At 36.7% G+C, this 26,290-nt stretch carries 25 protein-coding genes; 7 read left to right on the top strand and 18 right to left on the bottom strand.

Features of this window, described 5'->3' with window-relative positions; translation table 11 throughout:
• Positions 1 to 3: 3 nt before the first annotated feature.
• Together HMPREF1208_RS10225 and HMPREF1208_RS10220 are read right to left on the bottom strand one after the other, a co-directional pair.
• Positions 4 to 864, bottom strand: coding sequence for an ROK family protein (locus tag HMPREF1208_RS10225; protein ID WP_016426313.1), 861 nt, complete (start codon positions 862 to 864; stop codon positions 4 to 6).
• Complete coding sequence (locus HMPREF1208_RS10220) at positions 857 to 1,516, bottom strand: FadR/GntR family transcriptional regulator (protein ID WP_016426312.1); 660 nt, start codon at positions 1,514 to 1,516, stop codon at positions 857 to 859. The genes HMPREF1208_RS10225 and HMPREF1208_RS10220 overlap by 8 nt, the downstream gene beginning before the upstream one ends.
• A 158-nt stretch (positions 1,517 to 1,674) precedes the next feature.
• Between HMPREF1208_RS10220 and HMPREF1208_RS10215 the strand changes: the two genes are divergently transcribed.
• Together HMPREF1208_RS10215 and HMPREF1208_RS10210 are read left to right on the top strand one after the other, a co-directional pair.
• Positions 1,675 to 2,556, top strand: coding sequence for an N-acetylneuraminate lyase (locus HMPREF1208_RS10215; RefSeq protein ID WP_016426311.1), 882 nt, complete (start codon positions 1,675 to 1,677; stop codon positions 2,554 to 2,556).
• Between the two features lie 150 nt (positions 2,557 to 2,706).
• Positions 2,707 to 4,227: a sodium:solute symporter gene (locus HMPREF1208_RS10210; RefSeq protein ID WP_016426310.1), complete on the top strand. Its 1,521-nt coding sequence runs from the start codon at positions 2,707 to 2,709 to the stop codon at positions 4,225 to 4,227.
• 730 nt (positions 4,228 to 4,957) lie between these two features.
• Here HMPREF1208_RS10210 and HMPREF1208_RS10200 read toward each other — a convergent pair.
• The 7 genes from HMPREF1208_RS10200 to HMPREF1208_RS10170 form a co-directional block, all read right to left on the bottom strand.
• Complete coding sequence (locus HMPREF1208_RS10200) at positions 4,958 to 5,875, bottom strand: ABC transporter substrate-binding protein (protein WP_016426309.1); 918 nt, start codon at positions 5,873 to 5,875, stop codon at positions 4,958 to 4,960.
• Between the two features lie 270 nt (positions 5,876 to 6,145).
• On the bottom strand, positions 6,146 to 6,514 hold the full coding sequence (locus tag HMPREF1208_RS10195; RefSeq protein ID WP_016426308.1) for a YbaN family protein: 369 nt from the start codon (positions 6,512 to 6,514) through the stop codon (positions 6,146 to 6,148).
• A 265-nt stretch (positions 6,515 to 6,779) separates the two neighbouring features.
• Entirely contained in the window at positions 6,780 to 6,962 is a 183-nt protein-coding gene (locus HMPREF1208_RS10190; protein WP_016426307.1) for a CsbD family protein, read from the bottom strand.
• A gap of 238 nt (positions 6,963 to 7,200) precedes the next feature.
• Entirely contained in the window at positions 7,201 to 8,358 is a 1,158-nt protein-coding gene (locus HMPREF1208_RS10185) for an acyl-CoA dehydrogenase family protein (RefSeq protein WP_016426306.1), read from the bottom strand.
• Between the two features lie 378 nt (positions 8,359 to 8,736).
• Entirely contained in the window at positions 8,737 to 9,084 is a 348-nt protein-coding gene (locus HMPREF1208_RS10180; protein ID WP_016426305.1) for a transcriptional regulator, SarA/Rot family, read from the bottom strand.
• A gap of 468 nt (positions 9,085 to 9,552) precedes the next feature.
• The gene (locus HMPREF1208_RS10175) at positions 9,553 to 9,906 is read right to left on the bottom strand and encodes a DoxX family protein (RefSeq protein ID WP_016426304.1); all 354 of its coding nucleotides are present in this window, start codon (positions 9,904 to 9,906) and stop codon (positions 9,553 to 9,555) included.
• Between the two features lie 12 nt (positions 9,907 to 9,918).
• On the bottom strand, positions 9,919 to 10,971 hold the full coding sequence (locus HMPREF1208_RS10170; RefSeq protein WP_016426303.1) for an LLM class flavin-dependent oxidoreductase: 1,053 nt from the start codon (positions 10,969 to 10,971) through the stop codon (positions 9,919 to 9,921).
• 815 nt (positions 10,972 to 11,786) lie between these two features.
• On the opposite strand from HMPREF1208_RS10170, the gene HMPREF1208_RS10165 reads away from it, so the two are divergent.
• Complete coding sequence (locus tag HMPREF1208_RS10165) at positions 11,787 to 12,533, top strand: CHAP domain-containing protein (RefSeq protein ID WP_016426302.1); 747 nt, start codon at positions 11,787 to 11,789, stop codon at positions 12,531 to 12,533.
• Positions 12,534 to 12,584: 51 nt separating this feature from the next.
• Here the strand turns inward: HMPREF1208_RS10165 and HMPREF1208_RS10160 are convergent, their stop codons facing one another.
• The 3 genes from HMPREF1208_RS10160 to HMPREF1208_RS10150 all read right to left on the bottom strand — a co-directional run bounded on the left by HMPREF1208_RS10160 (position 12,585) and on the right by HMPREF1208_RS10150 (position 15,843).
• Positions 12,585 to 13,088, bottom strand: a complete 504-nt coding sequence (locus HMPREF1208_RS10160; protein ID WP_016426301.1) for a hypothetical protein — start codon at positions 13,086 to 13,088, stop codon at positions 12,585 to 12,587.
• Between the two features lie 261 nt (positions 13,089 to 13,349).
• Positions 13,350 to 14,741, bottom strand: a complete 1,392-nt coding sequence (gene nhaC / locus HMPREF1208_RS10155) for a Na+/H+ antiporter NhaC (protein WP_016426300.1) — start codon at positions 14,739 to 14,741, stop codon at positions 13,350 to 13,352.
• A gap of 25 nt (positions 14,742 to 14,766) precedes the next feature.
• Entirely contained in the window at positions 14,767 to 15,843 is a 1,077-nt protein-coding gene (locus HMPREF1208_RS10150; protein WP_016426299.1) for an NAD/NADP-dependent octopine/nopaline dehydrogenase family protein, read from the bottom strand.
• Positions 15,844 to 16,544: 701 nt separating this feature from the next.
• Between HMPREF1208_RS10150 and HMPREF1208_RS10145 the strand changes: the two genes are divergently transcribed.
• From HMPREF1208_RS10145 to HMPREF1208_RS10130, 4 genes are all read left to right on the top strand, one after another.
• Positions 16,545 to 17,105 carry a CHAP domain-containing protein gene (locus HMPREF1208_RS10145; protein ID WP_016426298.1) on the top strand — a complete coding sequence of 187 codons (561 nt, stop codon included), beginning with the start codon at positions 16,545 to 16,547 and terminating at the stop codon, positions 17,103 to 17,105.
• A 334-nt stretch (positions 17,106 to 17,439) separates the two neighbouring features.
• Positions 17,440 to 17,766 (top strand): DMT family transporter, encoded by a 327-nt coding sequence (locus HMPREF1208_RS10140; RefSeq protein ID WP_016426297.1) that lies wholly within the window; start codon positions 17,440 to 17,442, stop codon positions 17,764 to 17,766.
• Positions 17,763 to 18,077 (top strand): DMT family transporter, encoded by a 315-nt coding sequence (locus HMPREF1208_RS10135; protein WP_016426296.1) that lies wholly within the window; start codon positions 17,763 to 17,765, stop codon positions 18,075 to 18,077. Before HMPREF1208_RS10140 ends, HMPREF1208_RS10135 begins: the two co-directional genes overlap by 4 nt.
• Before the next feature lie 63 nt (positions 18,078 to 18,140).
• A complete protein-coding gene (locus HMPREF1208_RS10130) occupies positions 18,141 to 19,097 on the top strand; it encodes a 2-hydroxyacid dehydrogenase family protein (RefSeq protein ID WP_016426295.1) in 957 nt (318 codons plus the stop codon).
• A 215-nt stretch (positions 19,098 to 19,312) separates the two neighbouring features.
• Here HMPREF1208_RS10130 and HMPREF1208_RS10125 read toward each other — a convergent pair whose 3' ends face one another.
• The 6 genes from HMPREF1208_RS10125 to pcp all read right to left on the bottom strand — a co-directional run bounded on the left by HMPREF1208_RS10125 (position 19,313) and on the right by pcp (position 26,277).
• Positions 19,313 to 20,440, bottom strand: a complete 1,128-nt coding sequence (locus HMPREF1208_RS10125) for an FAD-dependent monooxygenase (protein ID WP_016426294.1) — start codon at positions 20,438 to 20,440, stop codon at positions 19,313 to 19,315.
• Between the two features lie 248 nt (positions 20,441 to 20,688).
• Positions 20,689 to 21,471 (bottom strand): N-acetylglucosaminidase, encoded by a 783-nt coding sequence (locus HMPREF1208_RS10120; protein WP_016426293.1) that lies wholly within the window; start codon positions 21,469 to 21,471, stop codon positions 20,689 to 20,691.
• A gap of 30 nt (positions 21,472 to 21,501) precedes the next feature.
• On the bottom strand, positions 21,502 to 21,744 hold the full coding sequence (locus HMPREF1208_RS10115; protein WP_016426292.1) for a hypothetical protein: 243 nt from the start codon (positions 21,742 to 21,744) through the stop codon (positions 21,502 to 21,504).
• Positions 21,745 to 21,990: 246 nt separating this feature from the next.
• Positions 21,991 to 22,455 carry a DUF1641 domain-containing protein gene (locus HMPREF1208_RS10110; protein ID WP_016426291.1) on the bottom strand — a complete coding sequence of 155 codons (465 nt, stop codon included), beginning with the start codon at positions 22,453 to 22,455 and terminating at the stop codon, positions 21,991 to 21,993.
• On the bottom strand, positions 22,455 to 25,391 hold the full coding sequence (gene fdhF / locus HMPREF1208_RS10105; protein WP_016426290.1) for a formate dehydrogenase subunit alpha: 2,937 nt from the start codon (positions 25,389 to 25,391) through the stop codon (positions 22,455 to 22,457). The genes HMPREF1208_RS10110 and fdhF overlap by 1 nt, the downstream gene beginning before the upstream one ends.
• A 244-nt stretch (positions 25,392 to 25,635) precedes the next feature.
• Entirely contained in the window at positions 25,636 to 26,277 is a 642-nt protein-coding gene (pcp, locus tag HMPREF1208_RS10100; protein ID WP_016426289.1) for a pyroglutamyl-peptidase I, read from the bottom strand.
• Between the last annotated feature and the right edge of the window lie 13 nt (positions 26,278 to 26,290).

Below are 26,290 nucleotides of genomic sequence, written 5' to 3'. Positions count from 1 at the left end.
AGTTTACAATTCAGAAACTGCCCCAATCAGTGCGGCATTATTTTGTAACATGGCGACCTCAATTCGTGCATGTCCATAGCCATCAGGAAGAAATTTCGTGAGCTGCGGTTGGATATATTGTAACAGTTGTTCACCTTGTGCTGACACCCCACCCCCAATAATGATGATTTCTGGATCATAAATCACTTGGATTTCAGCTATCCCGCGTGCGATTTCATAAGCCCATTTTTGAAGATATTGCCTTGCTGTAATATTGCCACCTTGCGCATCTTCAAATAATTGTCGGACATTACAATCAGGGTATGTGGCTTGAATTTGTTTTTTTAGTGCTTGTGTTGAACCGCGCTGTTCATAATTGGTTTGTGTTACTGGATCATAAAGTAAGTCACCGATTTGGTTTGGCCGATGCCGTTGTCCAGTCAGTAATCCCATATCATGATGATAATAACTACCGCCTATGCCTGTCCCTAACGTTAAACAAAATGCGCTGTGATAAGTTTCATTTCTAAAACTCAGCTCACCTAACATAGCGGCATCGACGTCGTTATAAATACGCAAATCATCTACAAACGGCGCTAGCCTTTTACCAAATTGGGTGCCCGTGTAATCTTTAATATTTGGATTTGCATAAGCAATAGACGCTGTTTCACGATTGACCGCTCCTGCTGTAGATATCCCTACTAATACTTTTGAAGTACGATAACGCTCAATATATTGTTTTAAGCGTTGCTCCACAACATTTAGAATCGCTTCATTTTCATTGATGGGTGTTTTAACTTTATCATAATCTAACAATTGATTCTCCTCAGTGATAACTGCTGATTTAATATAAGTCCCCCCAATATCAAAAGCAAATTTATTCATAAAACTCTGCCCCTCTCATCAGATGTTGTGTCAATAGTTCTTTAGCCAATACATAATTTTCATTCATTAAATCTTCGTATATTTTTCGGTGTTCCGTCAAACTCCTTTCATTTTCAGTTTGTGTTGTTTCGATTGCCATTTGATAAAAATACGCCTGTACGACAGCACTCATTTGCTTAAATAATGATGAGTCGACAGCAGCTAATAAACTTTCATGAAAAGCTTGATCTGCCTCAACATTGAAATCTTCTACGTTATCCACTAACGCTTCTTTGATCGCCGTGAGCGGTACATTTTTTCGTTCAATAATATCAATAGCGGCAAGTTCAAATGTCAGTCTCAACATCATCAAGTCTTTTAAATTCCCTTGCGAGACTTGAAAACTAAATAAAAACCCCTCTATTAATGGGGTAATATCTTGGTCTTTCACTAAAGTCCCCCGACCTTGAACACTTTCAGTCACCCCTGTATTTTCCAAATAACTCAAGGCTTCACGTACGACAGAGCGACTCACTTGATACGTTTCAGCGAGCTTGCGTTCTGTCGGAAGTTTATCTCCCGCTTGAAGCGATTCGGCTAAAATATAATCTTTTATTTTTTTCACCACAATTTGTTTTAAATTAGTGCCTGATTGTCCTACTTCTTTGCCCATCCAACAGCAATCTCCTTGTTATTAATTTGTTATATTTTACCACAATCTGAACATTCTCAAATGAAAATTAATATTGACCCCATTTATAATAACGCTTACAATTAAATTATAAATTGGTCTGACCAATATTACAAATCTGTTTTGGGAGGTTTTAAAAGATGGAGGATCATCTCAAAGGCTTATACGCAGCTTTACTTGTTCCATTTAATGAAAAAGGCGAAATCAAAGAAGCGGGTTTACGTCAGATTGTACGAAATGCGATTGATACGCAAAAACTTGATGGTTTGTATGTCAATGGTAGCTCAGGGGAAAATTTCTTGATGAACACAGCTCAAAAGAAAGAAGTTTTTCGCATCGCTAAAGACGAAGCCAAAGATGCCATTCGGCTAATCGCTCAAATCGGTGCACTTGATTTAAACGAAGCCATTGAATTAGGGCAATATGCGACAGAACTTGGTTATGACGCATTATCCGCAGTTACGCCTTTTTACTACCCTTTTACATTCGAAGAAATTCGAGATTATTACTTCAAAATTATTGAAGCAACAGGCAACAAAATGATTGTTTACTCTATTCCAGGACTTACAGGGGTCAATATCTCAATACAACAATTTGAAGAATTATTCCAAAACGACCATATCATTGGCGTGAAATATACTGCACCTGACTTTTTCTTACTTGAACGTTTAAGAAAAGCATTTCCTGATAAATTGATTTATTCTGGCTTTGATGAAATGCTTGTCCAAGCAGCCATTTCAGGCGTAGATGGGGCAATTGGTTCGACTTTCAATGTCAATGGCATACGTGCACGTCAAATTTTTGAACATGCACAACAAGGACAGATCGAAAGCGCCTATCAAATTCAGCATGAAACGAATGACATTATCGAAACTGTCTTAAAATTAGGTCTTTATCCAACGCTTAAAGCCATTTTAGCTGAGAAAGGCTTGGATACAGGTGTACCAAAAGCACCTTTCCATCCATTTAATGAAGCCAATCGTGAAACACTTCAACAATTGATTCAACGTTATCAACTTTAATTCATAGGTAATACACCTATGTAGAAAAAACGGAGTGAGTCATGTCGTTTCTCTATGTATGTTACATACTCACTCTCTTTTTTACCGTTATATGTAAGCGCTTACTAATTATTTAATTAATTTTAAAACAAAATGATAGGTGTCATTTATATGCATACAATTGGATTTGGATTTTGGAACTGGGCGGCATTACTTTGCTATTTATTGTTAATGTTAGGTATTGGCGCTTTCTTTACTAAGCGAGCGGGTAAAGATACAAATAGCTTTTTCACCGCAAGTGGTCGACTGCCTTCTTGGGTCGTAGGATTCTCTATTTATGCGACAACACTGAGTGCCATTACTTTTATGTCTACACCGGAAAAATCTTATTTAACTGATTGGTCTTATATTGCAGGTAATGTGGCTATCGTTGCAATTATTCCATTGTTAATCTATTTCTACATTCCTTTTTTCAAAAAGTTAAAGATTACGTCTGCTTATGAATATTTAGAAGCACGGTTTAATCCAGCGGTTCGTGTTTTAGGTTCTTTATTATTTGTACTTTTCCATTTAGGACGTGTCGCAATCGTTATCTATTTACCTACACTCGCCATTACAGCTGTATCCGATATTAATCCATATCTCGTTGCGAGTTTAGTCGGTGTGCTTTGTATTGTCTATACATTTTTAGGCGGTTTTGAAGGCGTCGTCTGGAGTGATTTTATTCAAGGTGTGATTTTACTAGGTGGCGCACTGGTTATTATTATTATCGGTATCGTTCATATTGATGGTGGTTTAGGCACTGTAGTCAATGAAGCTGTTGACAAGCAAAAACTCATTAGCGCAGACAATTGGAAATTCACCGCCGCATCAGCAGCCATTCCAATCATCTTTTTAGGAAGTATTTTTAATAATTTACAACAATATACAGCAAGTCAAGACGTTGTACAACGTTATCAGGCCTCTGAGTCACTTAAAGAAACTTCACATTCTTTATGGACAAATGGTCTTCTAGCAATGATCTCAGCACCGTTATTCTATGGCATGGGGACTGTCTTATTTGTTTTTTATACGCATCATACGACACTCCCAAAAGATTTTAATACCTCTTCCATTGTGCCTTATTTTATCTTAACTGAAATGCCACCTTTTGTAGCTGGATTAATGATTGCTGCGATTTTCGCTGCTGCACAATCAACGATTTCATCGAGCTTAAATTCTATGGCGGCTTGTTTATCTGTTGATATTAAACAACGCTTCTTTGGTAAAAAAAGCGAGGAAGCTGAAGTACGTTTTGCACGTCTTGCCACTATTGTCGTCGGTCTGCTTGGCATGTTGATTTCTTTATACCTTATTGCCGCAAATTCTAATGATGTATGGGATTTATTCTTATTAATTACTGGTCTTTTTGGGGTACCAATTGCTGGAATTTTTGCAGTGGGTATTTTCACTAAACGTACACATGGCATTGGTGTCATTATTGGCATCATCGTCGCTGTCATTGTCAGCTACTTCTTACAAGGTGTTGGCGGTGCAGGTTCCCCATTTTATGTATCGATTATTGCTTTTATTACAGCCTTTGTGACAGCTTATATCGCTAGTCTCATTATTCCTGCGCCAAACAAAGACATCTCTGGTCTCACGATTTTCGATAAACACGGCGCAATCACATATGAAAGAAAAGTAAAATAATGATTTAATACAGTCATAAATATCCAAAAATCGAGTAGGAGAATGAGCCTGGGACATAAATACCAAAATAAATAGCTCGAAGATGATTTTGATAAAAATCGTCTTCGAGCTTCCTTTTTTATTATCATGCTTCGTATAAGATTTACTGTACACACTTATGTATTCTTTTTCGTTCCACTACTTATCCTTCCATAAGCTGCCGGTTGAAAACCGTATTCTGCACGTCGTAAACCTGTAACCTCCAATCTTTACTTTGTATTGAATATTGTTCAGTCCTTCGGTACATTTTCCCTACTATGACTTTTGCTGACTTCTCATCATTTGTTGTTACTACGGTAGGACTACCGCTGATGAGACCTCCCCGGGTAAGGCGTAACCACTTTCCACTCATGTCACCGCATCATTTACTATATAGAACTCGGGTAGTGTCGGACTTTATCTTGTATAGCAGATTCATCCATTCTACATAGCCTCAGTATGATATTTCTGTTCGTCAGTGCGAGTGTTTGCGTCCGACTTCCTTCAGATTCCACTTCACAATGGACACCCTTGTCTTTCGCTAACAGTTCCTACTACCAAGCCTGTAACGGACTTTTACCGTCAAGTTGTTACCCATGCCGGGCGCACTATGAAAAAGCACTAAGATGATTATTGTCCTTCAAATCATCTTAGTGCTTATTATTTTATGATGAATTTCCCTGTCTTTTAACGCTCTAAGTTTAACTTCGCTCTATTGATGTGCTAATAATTGTTTCTTTAAGTCTTTTCGAATTACATCTAATGAATAAGGATCGTTATACCAATAAACTTGTGAATCTACATCGAATGCATGTTGTTGCTTAACTGCTGGCAAGTTATTCCAAATTGACGTGTTTTGGAATTCTGGTTTTGCAGCATCTTTTACTTTTGCAGTAATGACATAGTCACCAGCGTATTTGTCAATTTCTTCTTTAGAAATCTCTTTCCAACCTTCTTTTTCAGTTGCTTTTTCTAAAGCTTCAGGCATTTTCAAACCAAATGCTTGATAAATTACTTCACTGCCTCTTCCCCAGTTTTTACCATATGCATAAAGTTTTTTATCAAAATCTTCGAAAATAGAAACTGATGTGTCGTCACCTAATTGTTTTTTAATTTCTTTACCATCTTTTTCAGTTTGCGCTTTCCAATCTTTAATCCATTTTTCTGCTTCATCTGATTTACCTAAAATTTCACCCATTGCTTTTTGTTGTTCTAAATAATCGTATTGTCCGTAATCAAAAGCAAGTGTCGGTGCAATCTTTTTCAACTTGTCTGTATTTTTATCTGTGTTATATGTGATGATTAAATCCGGTTTCAAAGTCGCAACTTTTTCCACATCTTCCGCGCCAACTTTATCTACATCTTTGAATTCTTTTGACAGCACAGGACTTTGTTTGATTTGATCAGAGACCCCTACAATCTTTCCTCCCAAGTACTTCAAACCGCCTGCATAAGTCGGTGCAAGTACAACGATGCGTTTTGGATCTTTAGGAATATCCACTTTATCTTCACCTTTTGCTGTTTTTAATGCAAAAGATTTTGTATCATTTTTACTGCTTTGCCCTCCATTTTGGCCACAAGCAGATAAAACAAGCAAGATTGCCAATAATGGTAACCATAATTTTTTCATTTATTTACCCTCCAATTGATAACGATTATCATTATTATATAGTGGATACATTTTTAAGGCAATCTTTTTTTAATAAAATTTTGTAACTTAATAAAAATTACCGATTTTAAAATGTAAAGTTTCCAAAAAGCGTGTGCACTATACAATGACACCATCAAAAAAAGTAAGCTAAAAATCTCAGTTGACCTCACCAGATTTCTCACTTACTCTATTTTTGACATATTCATATTAATCTATCTCATTTACGTTAAGCGTACGATTACGCTCTACTTAATGCTGCTTTGGCAATGTCTTAACAAAAGTAAAAAGTACAATCGTTTGAAGAATGACCATCACCATTAACCCCAACCGAATCATTGGCATGTCAATCATCCATATTGAAAAACCAACGACAATATATAAACTCACGAGCAATTGAATTTTCTTTTTCATCGTGTAGCCACGATAGCGACGAAAATCCTCAATATACGCTTTATAAATGGTCGTTTGGATGAGCCAATCATGAAAACGGTCCGAGCTCTTTGCGAAACAGAGTACAGCCACTAATAAAAAAGGTGTTGTAGGTAACAATGGTAACACGGCCCCTGCAAACCCAAGTAATGTAAAGATACCCCCTATGCCCACTAAAAGATATCGCATATTAGCATTCTCCTCTGTCCATTTGATGTCCTCATATTATATAAAGTATTCACAAAAGTATCAATAGACAATTAAAGTGTGATACGCTAACTTTTAAATTTTGACGCTACTTTCAAATATCACGTATCCTTTTAAAACTATTTAAAAAGAGTAAGACGTCATCTAAATCGATAGATGATCCGTCTTACTCTCAAAAAAATATATTTCTCATTTATATTTTAGCCAACTTCATTGAAAAGGCTCAATTGGCTTATCACTAAGTGGCTTATTTTTTAAATTTATCTACAAGATCGTTCACTTTATCTTTCGCATTTTCAGCGACTTCTTTAATTTTTCCAGCCGCTTTATCTTCTTTACCTTCTTGTTCTAATTCTTTATTACCAGAGATATTTCCTACTGTTTCTTTGATGTTTCCTTTTGCTTGATCAAATTTACTTTCGTCTACCATTTTGTAAACCTCCGTTGTAGTTGATTGAATAAATTACAACATAAATTATAGCATAATTTTTTTAAAATTTAGTCAAAATTGCATCTATGACTTTGAGTGTTCAATCAACGCACATCTACGTATTGAACCTCTGTATCACGCTGTCTGCACACTGCAATTTCTTTTTTTAGCTATTACTCTATTAGGCATATCGAGATCAAACAAGACGTTCATATATTTTAGAATTCAATATGAAGTGTCATTCGCTTTGAAATAAACTTAACGCTTTTTTAGCAATTTGGGTGTATGCGAGATCTTCCATTGGCGGGTTGTGTAGCCCTGCACGCATATCGCGATAATAACGTTGAATCGGGCGATCCATCTCTAAACTTTTAGCACCTATAATCCGCATAGCAAGATCAACGACCTCTAAACCTTCATTCATCACTACAACTTTGCTCGCAGCGGTTTCGTTACTGATTTCATCTTCTTCACTTAATCCTGTGTATGCTTTTGCTGTACTCCATAACAAGTGTCTCGCACTCAATAATTTTGTTTCCATTTTCCCAATATTTTGTTGTACGACAGGCAATTCAGAAATTGGCGTTTCAATACTATTAGGCTGGTGTGTTAAAGCAAATTTTAATGCTTCATCTCGCGCTGCTTGCGCAATCCCAAGGTATGTCGCTGGAATATGGAGCAACCATCCGTTTTGAAATTTTGGACCTTCACCTTTAATTTCAACTAAATATTTAGGTTCTACTTTTACATCGTTTAAGATTAGATCATGGCTTTCAGTTGCACGCATGCCGACCATATTCCAATTATCTGCAACTTCTAGTCCTTCTACATCTTTTTCTATTAAGAAAAATCCAACTTTTTCTCGGTCAGGTATGTAAGCTGCAACGACGACATGAGTGAGCGCTCGACTCATAGATGTAAATGTCTTTACACCATTTAAAACATAATGGGTCCCATCAAATTGTGCAAATGTCGCAGGCCGACCTCCTCTTGCAGGGCTCCCTGTTTCTGCTTCGCTGACTGCACGGTTAACGAGCGCCCCTTGTTTGACCGCTTCTGCAAAAAGATCGAGTATCGCATCATCCCATAGACGTCCTTCATATAGCTCACCGACTAAGCCGACATGCCATCCGATTGATAAAGCTGTAGCACCATCAATTGAACCCAAAACAGTTTGAATGACGACCATGTCTTCTAATGTTGCTCCTCTTCCGCCATAAGCAACTGGTAAAGTCAATTGACTGTAACCTTCATCCACGAGCCATTGAATATTTTCGTATGGAAAACGGCTTTCGATATCATTGCGATGTGCATTCTTTTCTAATTGCTCTCGATGTGCTTCTAATTTAGCTACCCATTCTTTTTGAATTTCAGACTGAATTAACACAGATTTCATAACCAAAACCTCTCAATCTTTTTATTTCTTAGCTACTTACTCAACATTATAGTACAAATCCCGTTCGTTGCCTATCCCCCTGTATGGCACATCATATAAATAAAAAACGACATGAAACAAATCGTTAAATTTGCTTCATGTCGTTGACTATGTTTCTAGTCCCTTTCATCTCATACCACACAAATCATACATAATACTGAAAAGTTGGATGCGCCCATCTCAAACGTCATCTTTTAAAAGTAAGATGCCATGAAAATTGCTCTGAAATTTCGTATTTTAAATGGTTTAAAATATTCAAATTCTCAAGTTAATATCTCTCTTTCATTTCCACAAGTTATTGCTTCCATTCAAAATGATTCGTTTATAAAGAACTTACATTTACAACAATGCTTCAATCTCATTAAATAACGCTTCAATTTTTGTATACTGTTCATCAGACACTTCAATGATTACAGTACGTTCATCATGCTCATTACGTTTCTTAGTTAGAAAACCATAATCTTTCAATTTTTGCATAGCCTTTGTAATGTAGTATGGTTTGAACTTTGAAGCTTTAATGATGTCTTTTACATTATAAACAGAATGCTTATTTTCTAATATAAACGTCAGAATAAATAATTCTTCGTATGTCAGCGCATACTTCTTTTTAATTTGTGCATAGATTCCTTTTGTCGTAAAACTAATTGCCATAAGTTCTTTCATATTTTTGATACGATATTTTTCCATTCGCTTACCCCCTATAGATGCAATCCAAGATGTATAGGTACAATGTCTAATTCTACTCACAACTATATTAACTTGGAAATTTAATATTTTAACATTTATATTTTAAACTGAATCAGTACATTTTTCAATTACTTTATGAGTTAGCTTTCTGAAAAAAATTTTGATATATTTTCTTTACCAAATAAAAGTAGATATAAAAAGCCTATTGCGACCGATTTATAGATTGCCAAAAAATTATTTTTGATGTTCTAGTTTAAATAATTAACATTTGAGTTTTGTGCAAATGTCTTATTACTCATCAAAAATAAATAAACGTAAATATAAGAAAAATAATAACCTACAAAGTAAAATACTTTGTAGGTTAAATAAATAGCAAATAAATATTTGAGGCAATATGTTATTAACCAATCAGAAATGATTTATAACATTATTTTTTTAATAATGCTTTACTATCGGATGCATGAATGCTTACTTTTTAGAAGTCAATGTATCAACAAGGCTTAAGCCAGCTAATGTCGCTACATCAATCGCATGTTGCGCGCCTTCTTTTCCTTGACCTGCTTCAAAGTGTTTGTAAATAGCACCGATTAAAACACCAATTGATAATAATGACGCAGCTTGTGAAATACGTTTATGGAAAAGGCTTGCGACGAATAAACCAGAAGCTAATAGTTCTACAGTTCCGATTACTTTTACCATTCCTTCAGGTAATTTGAATGTTTTGAACGCTTCTTTCATTCCTTCGTCACCTTTTAATTTAGGTTGTGCCGCATCGAATAAAGATTTTGCAGTTTTTAAATTTGTAACATATCTTAAGATCATTTTAAATTCTCCTTATTTGTTTTCAAAATATGCATCGACGATAGGTTTTACCTTTTCCCCAAAAAGTCGAATTGCATGCATCGTTCTTTCATGTGGCATAGAACCTATAGGCAAATGCAACATGAATCTTGTTAATTCTAATGATTCTACAGTATCAATAATTTTTTGTGCGACAGTTTCTGGGCTGCCCACATACATTGCACCATCCGGACCAATTTCAGATAAAAAGTGTTCATTTGAAAATGCCGGCCAACCCCGCTCTTTCGCTAACACATTATGATGTGCTTCTACAGCAGGATAAAATTCGCGTTGTGCCTGTTCATCCGTATCAGCAACATAACCCCATGAGTGTGTTGAAATTTGAAGTTGATCTGCTTGAAAACCTTTTGATTCAGCGATGGCTTTATACATCGCAATATTACGTCTGAATCGTCTTGGACTACCACCAATAATCGCATACGTGATAGGTAAACTTAAGGCACCCGCTTTGAGTGATGATTCTGGTGTGCCTCCTGTTGCTAACCAAATCGGTAATTCTTTTTGGACTGCACGTGGATAGACGCCTAAAACTTCAATACTTGGTCTTAGATGGCCTTTCCAATGCACAATTTCATTACGATTAATGTTAAGCAATAAATCTAGCTTTTCATCAAACAATGCTTCATAATCTTTAAGATCGTAACCAAATAATGGGAAAGATTCAATAAATGAACCACGACCGGCCATGATTTCAGCACGTCCATTTGATAATCCATCAAGCGTCGCAAATTGTTGATATACTCTTACAGGATCATCTGACGATAAGACGGTCACAGCTGAAGCTAATTTGATTTTTTTCGTAAGCGGTGCAGCGGCAGCCAAAACTGTTGTTGGACTTGATACCGCATAATCAGGTCGATGATGTTCGCCTAGACCATATACATCTAAGCCTACCTCATCTGCTAATTTGATTTCTTCGACAATATTTCGTATACGCTCTGCATTTGAAATTGCCGGAATGACACCATTTTCTGTATGCATTTCTTGGTTATCAGCAAATGACGTTAATCCTAATTCTATTTTCAATACAGGCACCACCTTTCAAGTATAAAATTTATACTTGTATCATAGCTTAGTCTTTCATTATTGTCAACAACAATGATTTTCTATTCCTTTAATCCTTATCAAAAGCTTCAAAATAAGCACGAAAGTTAAATACTGTATGCTGACTGTTTCCCTCTCTATCTGTATAGGATTTTTTATTAAAATAACAGATTCAACCACTTCGGTTGGTGTATACCTCGCTAACGTGATAATGAGATAATCGCGTAATAAGTTAGCAATTCATTTTAATACAAACAATATAATAGGAAGTTTTTGGATATTTTGTTAAATTTTTAAATTCAAATTTTTTTCATGTCGTTTTTCCAACTGCTTATCTTCAATTTTTATGTGCCCACTTTTTAAAATGACATCTCCGCTATTTTTAGCGCTCGTTTTTTTAATTCATCTTTCTAAAAATAGGTTCAAATTTCAAATGTGTAGATTTTTACTAAATATTATCCTTGTTCACTACTTAAAAAACGTTTATATCGCAATATTTTTGTAATCATATTACAGTTTTATGACAGAACCTTTATGAAATTTGTTAAGGATTTGTTAAGCATGTCTAAAACCCTTTAGTGACAAGGTTCTCAACGTTCGGATTTATTACAAGCAGATTCGCCTGTTTTCTTAAACATTACAAATTAAATAAGCGCTACACAAGCGTTTTATTTTCTGTTACAGTAAATATCGTTGATAAGCAAACGCCAATGGAATTTACAAATTATTAAACTTACACTTCACAACTTAGTGAATTTAACTTATATCTTAAACATTTTTCAGGAGGATTTTTTAACATGAAAAAATTAATCGCTACAACTACAATCGCTACAGCAGGTGTTGCTGCTTTCACTTTAGCACACGGTCAAGATGCAGACGCTGCAGAATATAATGGTGGGTACAACCCGAACGACCCAACTTCATATAGCTACAGCTACACAATCGACCAACAAGGTAACTACCACTTCCAATGGGAAGGTAACTGGTCACCAGATCAATTCAACGGTGGAAATGCATCTGCAGAGTACTACACAGCAGAAGATACTACAAACCATCACTACACTGGTGCAACTTATGCTGTGCCACGTCAAACATACAGTGCACCTAGAGCATCATACAACTACTCAGAATCAACATCACGTTCTTACCAAACATCAAACAATGCTTCACGTTCTTACCAAACTACAAGCACATCAACACGTTCAATCTCAAACGGTTCAGCTGGTACAAACTTATACACTGCTGGTCAATGTACTTACTACGTATTTGATCGTGTAGGTGGTAAAATCGGTTCTACATGGGGTAATGCAAATAACTGGGCAAGCGCTGCTGCTGCCGCTGGTTACACTGTAAATAACCGTCCATCAGCTGGTGCTATCATGCAATCAACTTCAGGTGCATTTGGTCACGTTGCATACGTTGAATCAGTAAACAGCAACGGTTCAGTTACAGTTTCTGAAATGAACTACGGTCACGGACCTGGTGTTGTAACTTCACGTACAATTTCAGCTAGCCAAGCTGCTGGTTACAACTTCATTCACTAATTACAATATTATTTATAAAAAAGGTTTGGGTGCAATCGCCCAAACCTTTTTTTATAACCAATATGCAATCGTAATCCAATATCCAAATGCAAACAAATATAACAGCGGAAAGTTTTCCATGTTTTTAGCTTTGATTTGTTTGTAAACAACGTGAATACCAATGCCTACAAACACCGCTGTTAATAACAATCGAACAATGAGCATTAATGATATGGAGCCAGTGACAAAAAGGCTTGGGATACGTGAAAATGCCATTAGTAGCGTCAAAACGACGATCATAATGGTATATACGATTGTGTCAATCGACCGATACAAATGTGAATACGTCCATGCCACAATCAAGCCAAATAGCGTGATTAAAATGGCTTCATGGAGACGTTCATACAAATTAAGGGTACCTGCCTTATAAAGTACAATCGCTACAAAATACAATATAAGGCTGATAACCCAAAATAATACTGAAGGACTTTTTAATTGTTGTTCATCATGGTTGATGTATCGGTGAATCCCAAACCATAATAGTAACATCGCTACAAGAACTATTAAGTAAAACATGGAATCACCTCATTTATATTTAATATATTTCCTTTTTTGCAAGAGTTAAAACATATTTCATGCTCATTTTTTATAACATATACACTGCATTTTATAAAAAGGCAACACATTCTTTTTAACGTCCCCTTTCCATATATTTACAAAAAAAGGAGCGACAATGTCATCGTTCTGATTTCATTGTTTCACTCCTCGAATAAATTCTAACTGTTATATTTTATTTTTATGTTATATCATGGCAACGTTTCATTGTAATCAAGGCCGTTAAGCTTGTGCTTTCTTTTTAATGCCAATCCCTGTAAAGCCATAAAATACAGCAATCATGACACATAAATAACAAGGGACTGCCCAAATAAAGAACTCACCGACACCAACACCTAACTGCTGTGTATAATAAATACCTGATGTGCCCCAAGGGATAAGCGGAATAATCATTGTACCTGAATCTTCCAGTGTTCGAGACAAGTTAACACGATCTAATCCCATCTTGTCATAAAGTTGCATCATCAGTACGCCAACCATAATAATAACAACTGATGCAACACCGGCTGCTAATACCATCATTAATCCACCGATGACCGTGACAAGAATCAACTGACCCACTGTATTGACATTTTTTGAAATACGATGTAATAAGACATCTAAACAACCTGCTTTTTCAACAATACCCGCAAAGGCATAACCACAAAATATCGTGACGATGATTTGCGTCATACTCATCATGCCACCTTGTTCAATTAAGGTAATCGCCTTTTTAGATAAATCAGATTGCGTGACTAACATATCTTTACTAAAACCTTTAAAAGTTGCGATAAAACCATTTTGCAATTTAAAACCATGATCGAGCCAACCGACCAATATCGCAACAACACTTGAAATGAGCATCGATGGTACAGTTGAAATTTTAGCCACTAAACAAATGACAATTGCGATTAAAGGTAACCAGACGAAGAAATTAATATGGTACATCGCTTCGATATCTTTAAGTAGACCATTGACTTGACTTTCCTTAGCTTGAGCAGCAAAGCCACTCGACGCAAAATGCCAAACAATTAACCCGATAATTGAAGCAGGTACTGTCGTCCAAATCATATGTTTGATATGACTGAATATGTTAACACGTGTAACTAAAGCAGCCAGATTTGTTGTGTCTGAGAGTGGTGACATTTTATCTCCGAACACAGCACCTGAAATAATTGCACCTGCTGCCATACCAGCTGGAATATCCATGTTTAAAGCAATTGCCATTAATGCAATACCGGCCGTAGATGCAGAACCCCATGCTGTTCCTGTTGCAACTGAACAAATCGCTGAAATTAAAAATGCTGAGACTAAAAAGTAACTCGGACTTAAAAATTTCAAACCATAGTATATTAGTGCAGGTACCGTTCCAGAATACATCCACGTCCCTACAATAATCCCTACAGATAGGATGATAAAAATTGCGGGCATTGCTGTCGATAAACGATCTGTAATGCCTTCTTCAAGGTCTTTCCAACGTAAACCAACACGCCATGCAATCCATGAGGCATACGCAGCTGAAATAATCAGTAAAGGCTGTACCGGTATTTTAAACACAATAAAACCGACACAGACGACAATCATCATTACGACGATGGTTGATAGTGACTCAATTAAAGTTGGTTTCCTTTTCATACACAACACGCTCCCCTTTGTTCGCTTAGTAAGAAATCAGACCGACTTTCTCTCTCCCTAAATATTCAATTGTTAACCCTTCATTAAAGAAATCACGTTCTAAAATAGTAGAAGCAATCACAATAATGGCGTCTATGTTTGGCGTTGGGACACCGATTTCGCGACCTAAACTTGACCAAAGCACCAATCCATATGCGATATCTTCTGTTAAATAACGGTTATTGACTTTATTCGGTCCTGGGATTCGTGAAAAAACAGGACTGTGGTTAAAGAGCTTGTTAAGTGGCTCATCTTCCATTTCTCGCTCTAAATAACCCCGTTCTATACGTGCTTCTTTAGCTGTTTCTAATTCAAAGCCCAGTTTACGACCGAGTGTTAATCTTTCAACTTCAACCGCATGCAGCAAGCGTACAGTATGATTTGTGATTCCTTCTTTATAAAGGGCAAAATCACCGCTGTAGTCAATACGTCCGACATTTAATAACGTAGGACCTGGGTGTACTTCTGGATTCCCATTTTCTAAGTTTGTACGCCACAAGCTCTCTTCTTTAACAATATATGGATAAATTTGTTCCACTTTTTTAAATGTCTCAGCTAAGTCATCTTTATCAAAAGTAGAGAAATAAACTTTACGCACATTTAAAGATAAATCGACACTGGCTGTTGAAAAGTCAACACGTGTCCCATACGTTAACGTATTCGCTTCTGCAAATACTGGCGATACATCTAAATGATATTCTTCTAATACTTTCATAAAGCGCGCTGATCCCATTGCAGCAGCCATATTAAAGAAGATAATTTGATCATCTTTAGTATACGACGCCATCAATTCAGCATAATACTCAATAAATGAAGACGGAATACATAACATTACAATTTCAGCGTCCTCTAAAACATACGCCATGTCATCACTGATATTTGTAAAGTTTACAAAACTTTCTTTACCTTCATTGTAAAAATTAAAGCCGCCTTGCTCTATCGCTTTATCAAATTTATTAATAGATTGGTTCCGACAATAAAGTTTGACATCGTGTCCTTGATCAACCATGTCTACAGCTGCTGTAACTGCACCATTTCCTGAACCTACTACCGCTATTTTCATATGTTTACCCTTCTTTCTCGACTGTTTTTTTAATTCCATAGCATTGAGCAACATATTTGTGACTCATCAAGCATCGTAACAGAACAACGCTAAAAAGAAAACAGTTTTATCAATGATTTCACTTATTTTCTATCTACTTTATTCTTCATACCCTATCTTCCCCATGATTATGTTTGAAATTTCAAACCGCTTCTCCACTTCATTGGTTGTAATCCCTTTATTATCAAGGCTTCATCGTACATTATCCCAATAAAAATCGACTTACCTTTAATGAATCGTTAATATTTACAATAGATTAAACTTCTTTATTTAAGTAACATCCCATGTAAATCGATAACTTCTAATGAGGGGGCTAACATCATTTTGCTTCTCTAGTTGGATTATGGATAGATGATTTTCACAAAACCGTTTTTAATATTACAAGGTCTGTAATAGTCCTACGCTTGATATTTATATTTGGAGGACTGCATCACTGACAGTGACAGTTTTTATAAGATATTTCATTTAAAATGACAAGATTACATATTTTCCCAAAGCCTTTTTAATTCAATTACAAAACTGTAACATTCCACACAGACCCTACATTTTCTGATAAAGTGTTCATTGTCGTTGAACGAACGATTCATTCTTTATAACACCTTAAAACTTAATTAACTTTACCAATTCAAATAGACGAGAAATATTGAGGAGGACTTTTTATTATGTTAAAAAAAATCGCTACGACAACTACATTAACGGCAGGCTTGGGTGCTGCTTTAGTCGGAATACAACACAACCAAGCAGATGCTGCAGAAAACAGCTACAGTTATTCTTACAATTATAATTACAATACAAACGGTACAAATTACGATTATCAATCTAGTAGTAATCAAACTTCATCTAATGGACAAAATACAACAACAACTTCTACTTCAACACACGCTACTGGTGTAACAAGTGCAGGCAATCTTTATACAGCAGGTCAATGTACTTGGTATGTATATGACAAAGTTGGCGGAAAAATTGGTTCAACTTGGGGCAATGCAAATAACTGGGCAAGCTCAGCATCAGCTGCAGGATTCAAAGTAGATCATAACCCAGAAAAAGGCGCTATTTTACAATCTAACGATGGACCTTTTGGTCATGTTGCTTACGTTGAATCTGTGAATAACGACGGTTCAGTAACTGTTTCTGAAATGAACTATAACGGTGGGCCATTCAGTGTCAGCTCACGTACAATCTCAGCTTCAGAAGCGGCATCTTACAACTATATCCACATCTAATAATAAAATTGATAAAAACCATTGTAGACTTCAAACGTCCACAATGGTTTTTATGGTTTTTATGTTTTTTAGACCTTTTTACATATGTCAGCTGTGTTATAGAAATAAAGTTATTTTATTAAAGCACGAATACATCGTGTTAATGACTCGAATATTTAAACTGATGTCAAAACTTTAACATGCAGTAACCTCTTTAAATCCTATTCATTGGCACTTAAATCATAGAAGAACATCTACTCACACCTCAAAAAAACATCATGCTAATTTTTGAGGTTGTCGTTTGTTTGCTCTTCTTATATCATAGGGCTATATGCAAAAAGGGAGGTTGTTTGAAATGCAATGGGCAAAAGTTGTTATTGCCGTCCTGATGGAAGTGGTTTGGGTTATTGGATTAAACCATTCTCACCACTTTTATCAATGGATCTTGACGATTGCTTTAATAGGCTTAAGTTTTTGGATGATGGTTTCTGCTTCAAACCACCTTCCAGTGGGCACGGTTTATGCCGTGTTTGTAGGACTCGGTACAATGGGAACAGTCACTGTAGGGATGCTCTTTTTCGATGAGACCGTCAGCTTTGTTAAAATCTTATTGATAGCATTGCTTTTAACTGGCGTCATTGGTCTAAAGTTAACTTCAGATAAGGAGAACGAACAAACATGAGTTGGATTGCTTTAATAATTGCAGGATTACTTGAAGTGTTAGGTGTGCTTTGGTTGAACCAATTCGCCCAAACACATCAAAAACGCTTTGTTCTACTACTTGCCGTTACATTTGCATTAAGTTTATTTAGCTTATCTTTAGCGATGACATCGATACCGATGGGCACTGCTTATGCGATATGGACTGGCATAGGCACTGCAGGGGGCACAATTTTAGGCATGTGGATTTATCATGAATCGAAAGACGCCTTAAGAATATGTTTTATTACTCTAATTATTGTTTCTGCAATTGGCTTACGTATGCTGACCTAAACAGCTATCCTTGTATTATAGAAAGGGGTTTCATATACTAGAAGTGAAAGGTGGGAGTATTTCATGAAAAAAGTATTTATTGCGGGTCCGATCCCAGAAGAAGGACTAAAATTACTCAAATCACATTTTGACGTAGAGATGTATGAAGGTGAAGGTATCATAGATAAAGAAACACTTAAAGCAGGCGTTAAAGATGCCTTTGGTCTTGTGAGTCTGCTTTCTACAGAAGTGGATCAAGAGGTCATCGATAGTGGCTCAGAATTAGAATTTATTGCCAACTACGGTGCAGGTTTTAATAATGTGGATGTCGATTATGCACGTTCTAAAAACATTGGGGTTTCAAATACACCTAAAGCTTCTACACGTTCAACTGCTGAATTGACATTTGGTATTTTACTTGCTGTCGCGCGTCGTATTCCAGAAGGCGACCAATTAATGCGCCATGAAGGATTTGACGGCTGGGCACCCCTCTTTTTCCGTGGTCGCGAAGTGAGTGGTAAAAAAATCGGTATCATCGGCTTAGGTGAAATTGGTTCAGCCGTAGCGCAACGTGCAAAAGGATTTGATATGGAAATTCTATATACAGGACCACATCAAAAACCTGAAAAAGAGAAAGAATTAGGCGCACAATATGTGGACTTAGAAACGTTACTCAAAACGGCTGACTTTGTCACTATCAATGCGGCCTACAATCCTTCAATGCGCCATATGATCGATAAAGCACAGCTAGAACTGATGAAGCCAACAAGTTATTTAATTAATGCGTCACGAGGTCCAATTGTACATGAGCAAGCTTTACTTGAAGCTTTACAAAATAAAACAATCGAAGGGGCTGCTTTAGACGTCTATGAATTTGAACCTGAAATTACGGAAGGTCTCAAATCGTTAGATAATATCGTAATTACGCCTCATATTGGTAATGCCACATACGAAGCAAGAGATATGATGGCTGAAATTGTTGCGAATAACTTGATAAAGAAAGCAAAAGGTGAAAAACCTGATTACATCGTTAACGAATAACTAACATCCTACGATTCTTTTACCCTTTTATATGATATTAGACATGTTGATATAAAAGGGATGTGTCTCAAACAAATTGACACGTATATCATTAAAACGACAATTGTAAAAGATAACTGAGCGGGACAGAAATCAATACGTTTTCTGCCCCGCTTTTTATAAAAACTACCGCAAGTCTCACTTAAAATGTGACTTAAGGTTGCACTTTTATTTTGTTATTCACTTTTTGCTTTATATAAAAATCGTGTTTGTGCAGTGACAAATCGATCCGGAGTCATTTTCATACAGCGATTTCTCAATACTATAAGTCCACTATTTTGATATTGTGCGATACGCCCGATTCGACGCGAACGCTTAATTACTTTTTTCGTATGTTTAACACGCAAACGGTCATAACGCTTAAGCGCCTCACTTAATGTTGAAAAACGTTTTAATACATTAGCCAAGACAATCGCATCTTCCATCGCTTGACCTGCACCTTGTCCCATATTCGGCGTCGTCGCATGTGCAGCATCTCCAAGTAATACAACACGTTCTTGATAAACGAAAGTTGAGAGTGGTTTCAAATCATAAATATCGTGGTGTAATATCTCCGTCTCTGGTTGATGATCGAGCACTTGACGAACAGCGTTTGGAAAGTGATTAAAATAAGCTTGTAAATAAGGCTTATTAAAATGTTTGTATGCTACATCATTTTCTTTGGCGTTAATAGTCGCAAACCAATACGCACGCCCATTTAATAATGGTACGATACCGAAACGTCCTTTTTTATCCCAGTATTCTTCCGCAATATGATCGAATTGACTCATATCCTCTACAACACCACGGAAACACGTATAACCTTGATAATTGACTTTCACATTAGGCTGTACTGCGTCTCTCACTTTTGAGTGGATGCCATCTGCACCTATACATAAATCGACCGTCACTGCTTCATGATTGTCGAATTGAATACGCACACCTTCCGCTACACGTTCAACCGCAGTGACATCATGATTAAGATGCAGTATTTTTTTATCGACATAGGATGCGATTAAATCCATTAAATCTTGTCGTAATAATGTGATATTCGTTGATTTTTGAGACAAAGTCACTTGACTTAAAACTGTCCCTTTTGTATCTAAAACGCGCATTTGTTGGAGTACTTGTCCGGCATTTTTCAGGCCCTTCGCTAAATCATGATGGCCTAATTTGGCAAGGACGTTGTCGCCGATACCAATGCCTGCGCCTATTTCTCTTAATGCATCTTCTTTTTCAAATAGGTGAACGTCATGGCCTTGTTCTTTTAACAATACAGCTGCCGTTAAACCTCCAATGCCTGCACCTATAATCCCAATCTTCATAATGATTCACCTCGTTCTTTACAGTCAAATATCAGTGTATCATAAAATGCCTCAGACACCTATCTCACTTTGTTTAATTTTTAATATTTGCGCCTCTGTTCACTTTTCTCCAAAGCTTATATGTCGATACTGTATCTCAATGTATAGCATAGATGGAATAAAAAAGAACAAATACATTGATGTTTCTATCAAATCGCACATCTCATGCTTAATTGATAAAGAAACGCTTGTATTTGTTCAACTCTATTTTATCCTTTTTGGTAAAAGTCTTTTCGGATATCATCCTTTTTAATCCCATAATGTTCATAATAAAAAGACATGCGGTCTGCAATTTTTCGCGCCCAGTCAATATCACTTGCATATTGATGGGTTGCGGGTTGTTTGGGATTCCAACGCATTTGATACAAATTCAATTGGCCGTTCTCAAAATAGTTTTGCCTCACAAACTTGGCGCCACCCATAATCGCCTGACGGGGTGTTGTCCAATTTGCTTTTTGCGCGTAACTCGAACCTGTTTTAACTGCGTTGCTATCAAAAGCGCCAATACCAAAGAAATTAAAATATTTTTTCTTTCCAGATTTAATACCTTGCGCGAGTTCAGATTTGCCTTCTCCAGTCTCTAGTTGCGCATGACTAATCAAATAAATCACATTCACATCATACTTATTTTGCGCATCTAGAAACGCTTTTCCTTGTCCTTCAAGAATACCCTTTCCTTTTAGCATTTGATTGACTTCTTTTTCAGACATTTGAACAGCTTCTGATAAATCCATATACATCAAATCTGAGTCTTTCCGTTTAATTTCCATTGCGTTTTTAACGTCTTGATGAGACGCTTTAACAAATTGATGGCCTTCTGATTTTGTATGTAACGCCTCACCTTTTACTTGCTTGTCATAGGCTTCTGAAAATGTATGTGTTTTGTCATTTTTAAATAGTGAGGTCTCATTCATCAGTAATAAAATCGCAAAAATGGTTAATATTAAAATCAGCAATGCACGTGATGGTTTTTCTTTAATGAACCGCTTCATATTTTTGAAAGACTCCTTTTTGTTTTAACACTATCTCGTCACAAAAATAACGCATATCACGATAACGAGCACGATAAAATAGGAGGCATTGACGACAATTTTAAGTGTTCGATTTCCATGAAATAGCATATTAAATAATACAAGGCTTAACCCTAAAGAAACAATAAAACAAATTAAAGCAAGCCAAGCACTTACAAATAACAACATTAAAACGCCAAGCACGAGTAAAACATTTGAAATAATGCCTAGTATTTTTATATTTCTTGTATCCATCTCTTCACCTCTTCGCACCGCTTTATTTTATCATGAAACCTCCTTCATCGCGACTCATCACTTTAAGACAAACTCAAATTCTATTATGCGATATTGACGATAATAGAGAAAATGGGTTGAGACATCATCACATCTCAACCCATATGACCCCAATATATCATCTTTGACGCATAATACGTAATGCTATTGACTTAAGTCTACATAGAATAGACACTTTTTCAATGCATGCAATACGAGATACGCGACTTAGCGTGACATTCCTTTAAGCATATTTAAAAAATACGTTAAACTTTGATTCATTTCATCGTCTTTTAACACGCGCATAAACCCTGCAATCGAAGTTCGAGCATTCGGGCTTGCTTGATTGGCAACGTGTAAGCCTTTGTTCACTTTGTTTAATAAGACACGCAATGCTTCAGGATCTAACGCGCCTAACATGAGTACCATTTGTCCCATATTATGAATGACACCGCTGTATTGATCTTTGTTTAACTCATTTGTCAATTTTTCAGCAATGACACCTCGTTGTTTAACCGCACCTTTTGCCGCATCTAAAATCTTCGCCTCATCTAATGCACGGACTAACTCAATCGCTTTTAAAATGCTGTCTTTATTTTCTGCAATGGCATCCGTCACTTCAGTGAGTCGCTCTGCTTTGATTTCTGCTTCACTTTTTTGTATACGTTTAATCTTAGATATTCTTTCAGCCATTACTTCATCACCTGATCCCCTGGGAAGACATAGTCAGGTCTTGCCCATTTTTTATCGACACGTACACTGTATTGTGGATGTCGTGTTTGGTTTCGGAAGTTCGTTGGATTAAGTGGTGATTTACCGCGCTGACTTAATACTTCCATGCGACAACATGTTGATTTATATGCAGGAGTATGCGTTTCAGGATCCGTGACACTACTTGTTAAGTAATTAATTGCACCTCGACTATTATCGTTTAATGGTAGATAAATTTGCTTACCTTTCACGCGATTTGTCACATGGACGTGAACTGTTGCTTCACCTGTTTCAGAAATCAATTTAACCGCAGCGCCTTCATGAATGTCTCTTTCTTCGGCTAATTGAGGTGATATTTCAACAAATGTTGTTGGCATTTTGTATTGTAAGCCCGGAACTTTATAAGTCATATTTCCTTCATGGAAGTGTTCTAATAAACGACCATTATTGACATGTAAATCATAAAGTTCATTTGTTTTATAGAAATTATTGAAATCAAGTGGATAAAATTTAGCTTTACCATTATCAAAATTAAAACGTTCCGTAAATAATAACGGTGAATCTGTACCATCTGCTTCAACTGGCCATTGTAAACTGTTATAGCCTTCTAAGCGATGGTATTTCACACCTGCAAACATAGGTGCTAAATCAGACGCCTCATCCATAATTTCTGAAGGATGTTGGTAACCCCAATCAAATCCCATTTCTTTCGCAATTAGTTGCGTAATTTGCCAGTCTGGTTTCGAATCACCTAATGGTTCAAGTACTTGGTATAAACGTTGGAAACGACGCTCTGTATTAGTAAAGGTACCTTCTTTTTCTAAAGATGGACTCGCCGGTAAAACAACATCTGCATATTCAGCTGTGAATGTTAAAAACTCATCCTGTACAACTAAGAAATCTACTTTTTCTAATGCAGCTTGAACATAGTTAATGTTGGAATCTACAATTCCTGTATCTTCACCTAAAATAAACATGCTATGCACGTCACCTGCATGAATATGATCCATCATTTGGTGGTTGTCATAACCTGGTTCACTTGGCAAAGTGACACCCCATCGCGCTTCATAACGGCGTCGTGCTGCATCGTCTTTTACACCTTCATAGCCTGGTAGTTTATCCGGCATACTACCAAAGTCAGAACAACCTTGGACGTTATTGTGTCCTCTTAAAGGATAAGAACCTGCGCCTGGTTTCATATAATTACCTGTTGCAAGTAACAAGTTAGAAATCGCAGTACTTGTATCAGAACCTGTTTCCTGTTGTGTAACACCCATAGCCCAACAAATCGCTACAGTATTGACACTGACAATCTCTTTTGCAAGCTGAATTAAGCGTTCTTTCGCAATACCTGTCGTCTCTTCAGCAAATTCCATTGTATAAGGCTCAAGTGATTGATAATAATCATCAAAATGATCTACCCATTGCGTAATGAAGGCTTTATCATGCCAACCTTGGTCAATAATATATTTCGTTACCGCAGAAAGCCAAACTAAATCTGTACCCGGATGAGGTTGGTAAAATTCATCCGCACGTTGGGCCATTTCATGCTTACGAATATCGAAAACGTGCAATTTTTGACCAAACAGTTTATGCGAACGCTTAATGCGTGACGCAATGACAGGGTGGGCCTCAGCTGTATTTGTACCAACAGTGATTACCATTTCTGCATTACCGATATCTTCTATTGAACCAGAGTCACCACCGTGCCCTACTGTACGGAATAAACCTTTCGTTGCAGGTGCTTGGCAGTATCTTGAACAGTTATCAATATTATTCGTGCCAATGACTTGGCGCGCTAATTTTTGCATTAAATAAGATTCTTCATTAGTAGCTTTTGAAGAAGAAATAAATGTGAGTGCATCTGGACCATAGTTATCTTTAACTTCTTGCATACGTTTAGCAACATAAGCAATGGCTTCATCCCACTCTACTTCTTCAAATTGATTATTCCGACGAATCAACGGTTTCGTTAATCGTTCTTCAGAATTCACATAATCCCAACCGAACTTCCCTTTCACACATGACGATATTTTATTCGCAGGTGAATCGTGAGACGGTTGTACTTTTAAGATTTCGCGGTCTTTTGTCCATACTTCAAAACTACATCCTACGCCACAATATGTACAAACGGTTTTAGTCTTTTTAATCCGTTCTTCACGCATTGCCGCTTCCGAGTCGGATACAGCGAATAATGGACCGTACCCAGTTTCAGCTTTTTTAGTTAAATCAATCATGGATGCCAATGTGCCTGGCTCAATGTCCGTCATATAACCGGCATTGCCTACCATGTTATTTTCCATCATCGCATTACAAGGACAAACAGTGGCACATTGACCACAACCGACACATGATGAATCATTAATAGAAACATCATTATCCCAAATAACACGAGGTTGTTCACGTTCCCAATCAATAGAAAGGGTTTCATTTACTTGTACGTCTTGACAGACTTCTACGCATCGACCACATAGTATACATTGGTTTGGGTCATATCTATAAAAAGGACCGAAATCGACTTCATACGGTTTCGGCTTATATTCGTAAGATTGATGTTCCAATCCCCATTCGTCCATTGTATTATGGATTTCACAATTTCCATTATTATAATCACATACCGTACAGTATAATTGGTGTTTCTCTAAAATACGATCTAATGCTTCTTTTTGGCTGTCTTGAACACATTGATTCGTTGTATTAACGACCATTGAGCGATTAATCGTTGTGCCACATGCACGTGCAATTTCACCATCAATTTCAACAGTACATGTGTCACACGTTTGTATAGGGCCTAACGATGGATTATAACAAATCGAAGGTACAAACGTGTCTTGTTCTTTAATCAGCTCAAGTAAGTTTTTGCCCGGTTCTACAAGATAATCTTTACCATCTAAAGTGACTACCAGATGCTCTTGCATGATATCCCCTCCATTATATTTTTATCTTTCCTAAGATGCCCCCACATACTTAGTTACTTTTATTTTATACCCTTCATAAGAAAATGTTAACTATTTATGAAAATGCCACTAAAAAATATTTATGTGCTTAAATATGTATCTTTATCATCATTTTTTACAACAAATAAAAAAGATAGGTAAAACGACTGACAATTTTGAAATAATCCTCACTTGTCGTCGCATAACCTATCTTTAACGTTGTATTTTAATGTGTTGTCCCGTGTACAGTTTGAATATCTGAATCATAGTTAAGACACACTTTGATTGCCGCTTCTAACCCTTGAACCATCATATCAACAGACATAGACGGTTGTCCTGGCTTATTAATGACTTGCTTAGGTGTGAAAGGAACATGAATAAAACCTGTTTTTAAGCCTGGATAATCACGCTCTGCCGCATAAGCTAATTGATACATAATGTGGTTACAAACAAATGTACCTGCACTGTTTGATAAACTTGACGGAATTCCTTCAGCGCGAATTGCTTCCACTATGCGTTTGACAGGAAGTGTCGCAAAATAAGCAGGTGCCCCATCTTCTTGAATCGGCTGATCAATCGGTTGCTGCCCTTCATTATCCGCGATTCGCGCATCATCTACGTTAATCGCAACACGTTCAGGCGTAATTTCAAAACGTCCTCCTGCTTGACCGACTGCAATCACAACATCATAGTGTGTTTGTTCTAACTTTTCTTTGATAACAGCCATACTTTTATGAAAAACAGTCGGAATTTCCAGCTTATCAACTTGATGGCCTTCTATTGTATCAGGTAATTTTTGAACCGCTTGTAATGCCGGATTGATCGATTCTCCGCCAAATGGATCGAATGCAGTAACTAAAACGTTCATTGATAAAACCTCC

It is taken from the genome of Staphylococcus sp. HGB0015, from assembly GCF_000411275.1.
In the GTDB taxonomy this organism is placed as follows: Bacteria; Bacillota; Bacilli; order Staphylococcales; family Staphylococcaceae; genus Staphylococcus; species Staphylococcus schleiferi.
Note: the sequence above shows the minus strand (reverse complement) of the source record. Positions and strands in the feature narration are given on the sequence as shown.